Annotated in this window: 10 protein-coding genes; 5 read left to right on the top strand and 5 right to left on the bottom strand. The window is 72.3% G+C overall.

The genetic code is table 11. The features are described from left to right. Nucleotides 1–290 (bottom strand): hypothetical protein (locus tag PLP61_RS12375; RefSeq protein WP_324503028.1); only part of this gene is annotated, 290 nt, incomplete at its 3' end. A 128-nt stretch (nucleotides 291–418) separates the two neighbouring features. Here PLP61_RS12375 and PLP61_RS12370 point away from each other — a divergent pair. Further along, complete coding sequence (locus PLP61_RS12370) at nucleotides 419–949, top strand: hypothetical protein (RefSeq protein ID WP_324503027.1); 531 nt, start codon at nucleotides 419–421, stop codon at nucleotides 947–949. Nucleotides 950–962: 13 nt separating this feature from the next. On the opposite strand, the gene PLP61_RS12365 is transcribed toward PLP61_RS12370, so the two are convergent. Genes PLP61_RS12365 through PLP61_RS12350 form a run of 4 tightly spaced genes read right to left on the bottom strand, consistent with a single transcriptional unit; the run spans nucleotide 963 to nucleotide 4,246 of the window. After that, nucleotides 963–1,277: a sec-independent translocase gene (locus PLP61_RS12365; protein WP_324503026.1), complete on the bottom strand. Its 315-nt coding sequence runs from the start codon at nucleotides 1,275–1,277 to the stop codon at nucleotides 963–965. A 3-nt stretch (nucleotides 1,278–1,280) separates the two neighbouring features. Continuing rightward, nucleotides 1,281–2,435: an Mrp/NBP35 family ATP-binding protein gene (locus PLP61_RS12360; RefSeq protein ID WP_324503025.1), complete on the bottom strand. Its 1,155-nt coding sequence runs from the start codon at nucleotides 2,433–2,435 to the stop codon at nucleotides 1,281–1,283. A gap of 24 nt (nucleotides 2,436–2,459) precedes the next feature. Next, a complete protein-coding gene (locus PLP61_RS12355; protein WP_324503024.1) occupies nucleotides 2,460–2,981 on the bottom strand; it encodes a DUF1003 domain-containing protein in 522 nt (173 codons plus the stop codon). A gap of 2 nt (nucleotides 2,982–2,983) precedes the next feature. After that, the gene (locus PLP61_RS12350) at nucleotides 2,984–4,246 is read right to left on the bottom strand and encodes a magnesium transporter MgtE N-terminal domain-containing protein (protein ID WP_324503023.1); all 1,263 of its coding nucleotides are present in this window, start codon (nucleotides 4,244–4,246) and stop codon (nucleotides 2,984–2,986) included. A gap of 138 nt (nucleotides 4,247–4,384) precedes the next feature. Here PLP61_RS12350 and PLP61_RS12345 point away from each other — a divergent pair, with 138 nt between their 5' ends. The 4 genes from PLP61_RS12345 to PLP61_RS12330 form a co-directional block, all read left to right on the top strand. After that, complete coding sequence (locus PLP61_RS12345; protein ID WP_324503022.1) at nucleotides 4,385–4,732, top strand: hypothetical protein; 348 nt, start codon at nucleotides 4,385–4,387, stop codon at nucleotides 4,730–4,732. Between the two features lie 6 nt (nucleotides 4,733–4,738). After that, a complete protein-coding gene (locus PLP61_RS12340) occupies nucleotides 4,739–5,884 on the top strand; it encodes an endonuclease/exonuclease/phosphatase family protein (RefSeq protein WP_324503021.1) in 1,146 nt (381 codons plus the stop codon). Nucleotides 5,885–5,972: 88 nt separating this feature from the next. Then, on the top strand, nucleotides 5,973–7,343 hold the full coding sequence (locus PLP61_RS12335) for a phospholipase D-like domain-containing protein (RefSeq protein WP_324503020.1): 1,371 nt from the start codon (nucleotides 5,973–5,975) through the stop codon (nucleotides 7,341–7,343). 55 nt (nucleotides 7,344–7,398) lie between these two features. Then, a partial coding sequence (locus PLP61_RS12330; RefSeq protein WP_324503019.1) for a cutinase family protein occupies nucleotides 7,399–8,020 on the top strand: 622 nt, incomplete at its 3' end.

Here is an 8,020-nt window from a genome sequence, read left to right as displayed (position 1 = left end):
AGCCGGCGCAGGCCGGCCGGGCAGCCCCGGACGGTTCGTGACGGTCGGCCGGTGGCCGCGCCCAGCAGCACGAGGGTCGTGACGGGCCAGAGCCAGACCGCGCAGCAGAGGGCGGCCAGTGCCGCCGCCCACACCACCCAGGGGCCGAACCCGGCCGCCCCGGCGGTCCCGGCACGCACCTGCCGGGTCGCCTCGAGCAGGGCCGGGACGGCCAGCCAGGTCAGCAGCCCGCAGCCCGTGGTCGCGCAGAGCCAGACTGTCGCGCACCGCCTGCCTTGCCACCGGTTCATTGCATTAGCCTCTGTTTGAATCTCTTCGTGACATTCAACGACGATTTGATCTCGGTCGTCAACGTCCTCTCCCCAGGGCGCCAGGCGGCTGCGTGCCGGGTCGGTGGCGGCGTGGGAGGCTGCCTTGCATGACCTGGGAGGAGGAGCTGTTCACGCTGTTCGAGGAGCTCGAGCAGCGGGCGCAGGCGCTCTACGACGCGGACCGGGCCGCCGAGCTGGCCGACCGCAGCCGGGCCGCGTACTCCTCGGTCACGCTGGCCAGCCGGTGGATGGCCTCCGTGGACCGCACCCTGAGGATGGAGGTCGCCGGCGTAGGCCCGTTGACCGGGACCCTGCGCCGCGTCGGCGAGGGCTGGCTGCTGCTCAGCGGCAGCCCGGCGGACTGGATCGTGCGCGCGGCCGCGGTCCGTACCGTCCGCGGGCACTCCGAGCGTTCGGTGCCCGAGCTGGCCTGGTCACCGGTCAGCGGGCTGGGGCTCGGTTCGGCCCTGCGCAGGCTGGCGGAGTCGGGGGAGCGCTGTGTGCTGCACCTCGTCGACGGAAGCAGGTACGACGGCGTGCTGGGCCGGATCGGCGCGGACTTCGCCGAGCTGGTCTGCGCGGACGCCCAGGTCCTGGTCGGCTTCGACGGCCTCGCCGCGGTCCAGAGCCGGGAGTGACCCGTACGGCGGATCAGGTCGCGTCGGTGTCGTAGGGCGGGACCTCGCCCTCGCCGAGGGGGCGCGTCTGCTCCTCGTCCTCCTCGGCCATCGCCTCGAGGATGTGCTTGCGCACGATCACGCGGGGGTCGAGGTCGCGCAGCTCGAGGTCGGCGTAGTCCGGACCCAGCTCGGCCCGCAGCTCGTCGCGTGCGCCCGTCGCCAGGGTGCGGATCTGCCTGAGCATCCGACCCGCCTGCCGGGCCATGTCCGGAAGCCGTTCGGGGCCGATGACGAGCGCGGCGACGAAGGCGATGACCGCCAGCTCGGGGAGCCCGACACCGAACACGGCTCAGAACTTACTGGTCGGCGTCAGTCCCAGCTGCCGACCCGCCAGGCTGCGCCCACGGCCGTCCAGCGCCTCGGCCACCCGGGTCAGCTCGTGAGCCGCCACCGACGTGGGGTCGGCAGCCACGATCGGGGTGCCGGCGTCGCCCCCCTCGCGCAGCGAGGTGTCCAGCGGCACCTCGCCCAGCACGGGGACCTCGTAGCCGAACCGTGCGGAGAGGGTGGCCGCGACGCGGGCGCCGCCCCCGGAGCCGAACACCTCCAACCGGTGCTCCGGACCGCAGTGGGGGCACGGCAGGTAGCTCATGTTCTCCACCACGCCCACGACCCGCTGGTGCATCATCGAAGCCATCGTGCCGGCCCGCTCGGCCACCTCGGCTGCGGCCTCCTGGGGCGTGGTCACCACCACGACCTCGGCGTTCGGCAGGTGCTGGCCGAGCGAGATGGCCACGTCGCCGGTCCCCGGCGGCAGGTCCAGCAGCAGCACGTCCAGGTCGCCCCAGTAGACGTCGGCGAGCATCTGCACCAGGGCCCGGTCCAGCATCGGGCCCCGCCACGCGACCACCTGGTCCCGTCGGGGCTTGAGCATGCCGATGGAGATCACCGAGACCCCCGAGGCCGTCGGCACCGGCATGATCATGTCCTCGACCTGGGTGGGCCGGGCGTCGGCCACCCCCAGCATCGCGGGTACCGAGTGTCCGTAGACGTCGGCGTCCACCACCCCGACCCTGCGGCCGCGGGCAGCAAGCGCGAGCGCCAGGTTCACCGTCACCGAGGACTTGCCCACGCCGCCCTTCCCGCTCGCCACCGCGAGCACGCGGGTCAGCGAGCCCGGCTTCGAGAACGGGATCTCCTTGGCCGGCTGTCCGCCGCGCAGGGTCTCCTGCAGCCCTCGGCGCTGCTCGTCAGACATCGCGCCCAGCTCGACCTGGACCGAGGAGACCCCGGGCAGGACCGAGACGGCGGAGGTCACGTCCCGGGTGATGGTGTCCTGCAACGGGCAACCCGCCACGGTGAGCAGCACCGCCACCCGCACGTCGCCGTCGGGCCCGATGTCCACGCGGTCGACCATGCCCAGATCGGTGATCGGGCGGCGGATCTCCGGGTCCTTGACCGTGGCGAGGGCAGCCGTGACCTGCTCCAGGGAGGGGGTGCTCATGGTGGCCAAGCCTAGTCGGTGGACTCACGCCTCCTCGGCCACGGCCTCGTCGTCGGGACCCAGCCGCTCCTCCAGGTCACCGAGCAGGGAGCGCAGCTCGGAGCGCAGGAAGTCGCGGGTCGCGACCTCCCCGACGGCGTGGCGCAGCGAGGCGACCTCCCGGGCGAGGAACTCCATGTCCGCGTGCCCGCGGGCGGCGGCCTGGCGGTCCTGCTCGGCGATCACCTTGTCACGCATCTCCTGGCGGTTCTGGGCGAGCAGGATCAGCGGGGCGGCGTACGACGCCTGCAGGCTGAGCATCAGGGTCAGGAAGATGAACGGGTAGGGGTCGAACCGAAGCCCGTCGGGCGCGGTGAGGTTCCAGGTCACCCAGATGCCCACGAACAGGGTCATGTAGGCCAGGAACCGCGCCGTCCCCATGAAGCGGGCGAACTGCTCGGCGAAGATGCCGATCGCGTCCGACTCCGGGTCGGGGCGGCGCAGCAGTGGCCGGCGCACCTCGCGGGGGGTGTCCAGCCGGCTGCGGGCGGGACGCTGCTCGGCCACGGTCAGCCCCCCTCCTGCTCGCGCGGCCGCGACGCCTCGTCGCGCCAGTTCGGCGGCAGCATGTGGTCGAGGAGGTCGTCGACCGTGACGGCACCGAGCAGTCGACCCTGGTCGTCGATGACCGGCGCCGCGGTGAGGTTGTAGAACGCCACGTGGGCGGCCACCTCCTGGATCGACGCGTCGGGGTGGATGTAGGTCGTCTCCTTGTCCAGCACCCCCCCGACCAGGGTCGAGGGCGGCTCCCGCAGCAGCCGCTGGATGTGCACCAGGCCCAGCAGCTTCCCGGTGGGGGTCTCCAGGGGGGGACGGCACACGTACACCTGCGCGGCCAGCGAGGTGGGCAGCTCGACGCGCCGGACGTGGGCGAGCGCCTCGGCGACGGTCGCGTCGGGCGGGAGGATCACCGGCTCGGGGGTCATCATGCCGCCCGCGGTCTCCTCGTCGTACTCCAGCAGCCGCTTGACGTCCTCGGCCTCCTCCGGCTCCATCAGGGCGAGCAGCCGGGTGGCGACCTCGGCGGGCAGGTCGGCGATGAGGTCCGCCGCGTCGTCGGCGGACATCTCCTCGAGGATGTCGGCGGCCCGCTCCGGATCGAGGTGGCTGAGGATCTGGACCTGGTCGGCGTCGGGCAGCTCCTCGAGCACGTCGGCGAGCAGCTCGTCGTCCAGTGCCGCCACCACGGCGGCGCGGCGCTCGGTCGGCAGGTCGTGCAGCGTGCTGGCGGCATCGGCCGGCCGCATCTCCCTCAAGGTGGCGACCAGCTGGGTGGCAGGCTGCCCGTCCTCCCGGCGGGAGAGCCCTTCGACGCCGTCCCACTCGACCACGTGCGTCTGACCGCGCCGGCGCAGGCCGTGGCCCGGCTCCTGCACCGCGACGCGGCTGAGCACCCAGTCCCGGGTCCGGGTCTGCTCCATGGCCACGTCGTAGATCACCCCGCGCACGCCGGTGCCCTTGATGAGGACCCGGCGGTCGAAGACCTGCCCCACGACGAGGGTCTCGCCGGGACGCTGCTCGAACCGGCGCATGTTGAGCAGCCCGGTGGTGTACACCTGCCCGCTGTCGATGTTGGTCACCCTGGTCATCGGCACGAAGATCCGGCGACGACCGAAGACCTCGGCCACCAGCCCGAGCACCCGCGGCGGCCGCGACTCGGAGCCCACCGTGACCACCAGGTCCCGGACCTTGCCCACCTGGTCGCCGCGGGGGTCGAAGATCGGCAGCCCGACGAGGCGGGCCGCGTAGACACGGGTGGGGGTGGTGCTCACAGGGTCTCCGTCCGGTGAGTGTCTCCCCGTGATCCTAGTGATCCGAGGCCGTTCGGTCCGTCTGTGACCCGCGGTGCGGCGAACGCGGGTACCATCAGGCGGGTGTGGTCCTCCCCAGCCCGAACCCGTCTCGCCGGCGTGACGTTGCTCTCTCTCGGGCTGCTCGCCGGCGCCACGGCCTGCGGCGAGGAGGCCGGAGACTCCTCCTCCAGCGCCTCTCCCTCCGCCAGCGCGACCGTCGACCTGCCCGACTGGCCGGCCTGCGCCGACGTGTGGGTGGCGGGCCAGGACCTGCCCGACCGCTACCGCGGCTGCCTGGACGGCGACACCCCGGTCAAGCCGAAGCGCTACGAGTGCTCGTTCGGCCTGCCGATCCTCGTGTACGGCGACCAGTTCTACGCGGTCACCGGCGGACCCATCAACCAGGTCGACTCGCTGAAGACCAGCCAGCAGTTCCGCCGGGCGCTGTCGACCTGCCAGGGCTGACCCCGGATGGCTGACCCCTCCCACCGGACTCCACGGCACCGTCGTGCCGCGCCCGAGGGGCACTCCGAGCACGAGTCGGGGGCGCCACCGCGGTTGCGCCGCCTCGCACTGCAGGCGGCGGTGGTGGTCACCGCCGCCGTCGTCGGTCTGACCGTCGCGGCCAGCCTGCTCGGACAGCGGCCCCCCGAGGACGAGGTCAGCGCGACGATCAGCGGCTTCGTGGGCACCTCGCCCAGCGCCGGTCGGACAGGCGACCCGGGGAGACCTGTCGGACCAGAGACCTCCCCGCCCCGTCTCACCCGCCCCACCGCGTCCGACCCCGCCGGCTCTGCGCGACCCGTCGTGCCCATCCGCTTCCAGGTCCAGCGCCCGGCCAAGCCCTTGGAGCTCAAGCCGGTCCCCGTCGACGTGGACTACGGGTTCGACGTGGCCACCTTCAACGTCCTCGGCAGCAACCACACCCGGCACAGCAAGCAGTGGGCCCCCGGCGTGGTCCGGACTCGAACCGCCGCGGGCGTCCTGCGCTCCCGCGGCGCGGACGTGATGGGCTTCCAGGAGGTCCAGGCCGACCAGCTCGGCGTGCTGCACGCGCAGCTGGGCGGGTACACGATCTGGCCTTCCAGCGCGCTCGGCGGCAACGGCCTGCGGCTCCAGATCGCCTGGCGCTCGGACCTGTTCGAGATGGTGGCGTCGGGCACCATCACCACCGAGTTCAGCACCCAGCGACGGCCGATCCCCTGGGTCAAGCTGCGGTCGCGGGAGACCGGCGGGGAGTTCTACTTCCTCACGGTGCACAACTCGCCCCGAAGCCTGGAGGCTGAGCGCGACCGGGCGACCGCGAGCGAGATCGTGCTGCTGCGCCAGCTCCTCGCCACCGGGCTGCCGGTCCTTCTCGTCGGCGACACCAACGAGAAGGAGGAGTTCTTCTGCCGGGTCGGCGCGGCCACCGGGATGGTGGCGGCCAACGGCGGACGGGCGGGTGGAGGATGCGTGCTGCCTCCACCCCCGACCGGACTGGACTGGATCATGGGCGGGCATGTCACCGGCTTCTCCGGGTACGTCCGTCGGCATGAGGGGCGCATCAGTGACCACCCGGTGGTCACGGCCCACGTCACCCTCACCACGACGGTGCTGCGCAAGCCTGCGCCGTGAGGGGTGGGGCGCTCACCTATACTGATCGTCGCTGTCGCGGATCTGCCTGGGGCCGTCCGGACGCGTCCACATCGGGAGGACCCACCGCATGATGCTCAGACTCGTGATCGCCGGCACCGCGCTGGCCGTCGCCGGCTCCACGCTGGGGGCCACCACGTCGGGATCGGAGGCCGCGCAGGCCACGTCCGCAGTCAGCGCCTCGGCACCGACCGCGGTGCGGTCGTCCGCGCCCACGCCGCGCAAGCCGCCCAAGCGCACGTACTACACGCCGAAGACGGGCGCCAAGTTCAACTTCCCGCTTGCGGCGAAGGAGAGCCGGACGATCAACAAGCACATCCGGCTCACCATCCGCAGCGCGCGGTCGGGGTCGTTCATCCGGATCATCTCCTGGAACTACAAGAGCGCGCTCTACCAGGACGCGCTGCTGGCCGCCCACGACCGTGGCGTCACCGTGCGGGTCCTGATGTCTCGCGCCATGGCCCGGCAGCAGGGGCCCACCGGGCCGTTCGCCCGGCTCAAGAAGGGGCTGTCGCGCCACCAGGCGAAGCGGCCGCCGGCCCGGCGCAGCTGGGCGCGGACCTGCGCGGCCTCCTGCCGCGGCAACAGCGGCATCGCGCACGTGAAGTTCTACACGTTCAGCAACACCGGCTACACGCAGAACGTGGTCATCGTGAGCTCGGCGAACATGACCGAGGTCGCCGCGCGCAACCAGTGGAACGACGCGTTCACCGTGGTCGACAACCAGGGGCTGTTCAACAAGTACGTCGACATCTTCAAGGAGGCGACGCTGGACCGGCGCGCCCACCCGCCGTACCAGACCTACCAGGTCAACAAGAACCTCAGCACCTGGTTCCTGCCCTACCTCGGCCCCAAGGCCACCGGTGACCCTGTGGTCAAGGTCCTCGACAAGGTCCGGTGCAAGGGGGCGACCGGTCGCTCGGGCATCGGCGGGAGGACCGCCATCCGGATCGGGCAGACCGCGATCCTCGACGACCGTGGGGTGGCGATCGCCCGCCGCCTCAAGCAGCTCTACAACAGCGGCTGCAACATACGGATCGCCTACGCCGTGGTCGGCCCGAACATCAAGGACATCCTGCGTTCGGGCAGCGGCCGCGGACCCATCCCGATGCAGCAGATCGTCCAGGACTTCGACGGCGACGGGAACTTCGACCGCTACATCCACATGAAGTCGATGACGATCAGCGGCGTGTACGGGAAGCAGACCAACGCGCACATGGTCTACACCGGCACCCAGAACTGGACCGCCGTGGGCCTGGTCAGCGACGAGGCCGGCTTCTTGATGAACAACGAGACGTACGAGAGGCAGTACGCCGCGACCATCAACCGGATCTTCAACAACCCGCCGCCGAACCCGCACCCGCGGCCGCTGGCCACGATCGTGCCGCAGAAGCCGACCAGGGCCGAGCACGAGCTCGCGGTCGAGCTCGGCCGGGGCTGAAGCAACCGGCGTGTTTTCCCGGCGGCGACGCCGGGGGCCGCTTTACACTCCGATGGTGCCTGAGCCCGGCTTCTCTCGGCGCGCCACCGCACTCGCGGCGGTCGCTGCGCTCGCCGTCACCCTCGCGGTCGTCGCGGTGGTGGCGGTGGTCGTTGACCATCCCGGCCGACCCACCCCCCGCGCCACCCCGGTTCAGTCCGCCCAGGAGTGCGCCGACGTGCTGGTGCTGGGGGCGTCCGGGTCGGGGGAGCGGTCCACAGGCCAGGCGGACCTGGGGCCGACGCTCGAGGCCTTCCGGCGCGCCTACGCGGTGGCCGGCCGCGGCAGTGGGCGCACCGTCGAGGCGCTCTACGTGGGCCGGGAGACGGCGGCCCCGCGTCAGCTGCGCGACCCGGTGTCGCCGCGCGGCAGCGTGATCCGGTCCTCCAGCCGGTCCAGCGTGCGCGCCTGGGAGGGCGACCTGGCCGGCGACACCACCAGGATCCTCGACGCGCTCACGGCGGCCCGCTCCCTCTGCCCCGACCAGCAGATCGTCCTCGCCGGGTACTCCCAGGGGGCGATGGCCGTCCACGCCACGCTGACCCGGCTCGCCGCCCGGCCGCAGGTGTTCGGCCGGGTCGTCGCCGCCGTGCTCGTCGCCGACGGCCACCGGGTGGCAGGCACCCAGGCCCGGCTCG

It is taken from the genome of Nocardioides sp. (assembly GCF_035429765.1).
GTDB lineage: Bacteria > Actinomycetota > Actinomycetes > Propionibacteriales > Nocardioidaceae > Nocardioides.
This window is presented reverse-complemented; position numbering and strand designations above follow the sequence as displayed.

Bases quoted from the DNA above. Each gene is read 5' to 3' on its own strand.
- PLP61_RS12370 (WP_324503027.1), top strand. From the start codon at position 419: ATGACCTGGGAGGAGGAGCTGTTCACGCTGTTCGAGGAGCTCGAGCAG.
- PLP61_RS12360 (WP_324503025.1), bottom strand. From the start codon at position 2,435: ATGAGCACCCCCTCCCTGGAGCAGGTCACGGCTGCCCTCGCCACGGTC.
- PLP61_RS12340 (WP_324503021.1), top strand. From the start codon at position 4,739: ATGGCTGACCCCTCCCACCGGACTCCACGGCACCGTCGTGCCGCGCCC.
- PLP61_RS12335 (WP_324503020.1), top strand. From the start codon at position 5,973: ATGATGCTCAGACTCGTGATCGCCGGCACCGCGCTGGCCGTCGCCGGC.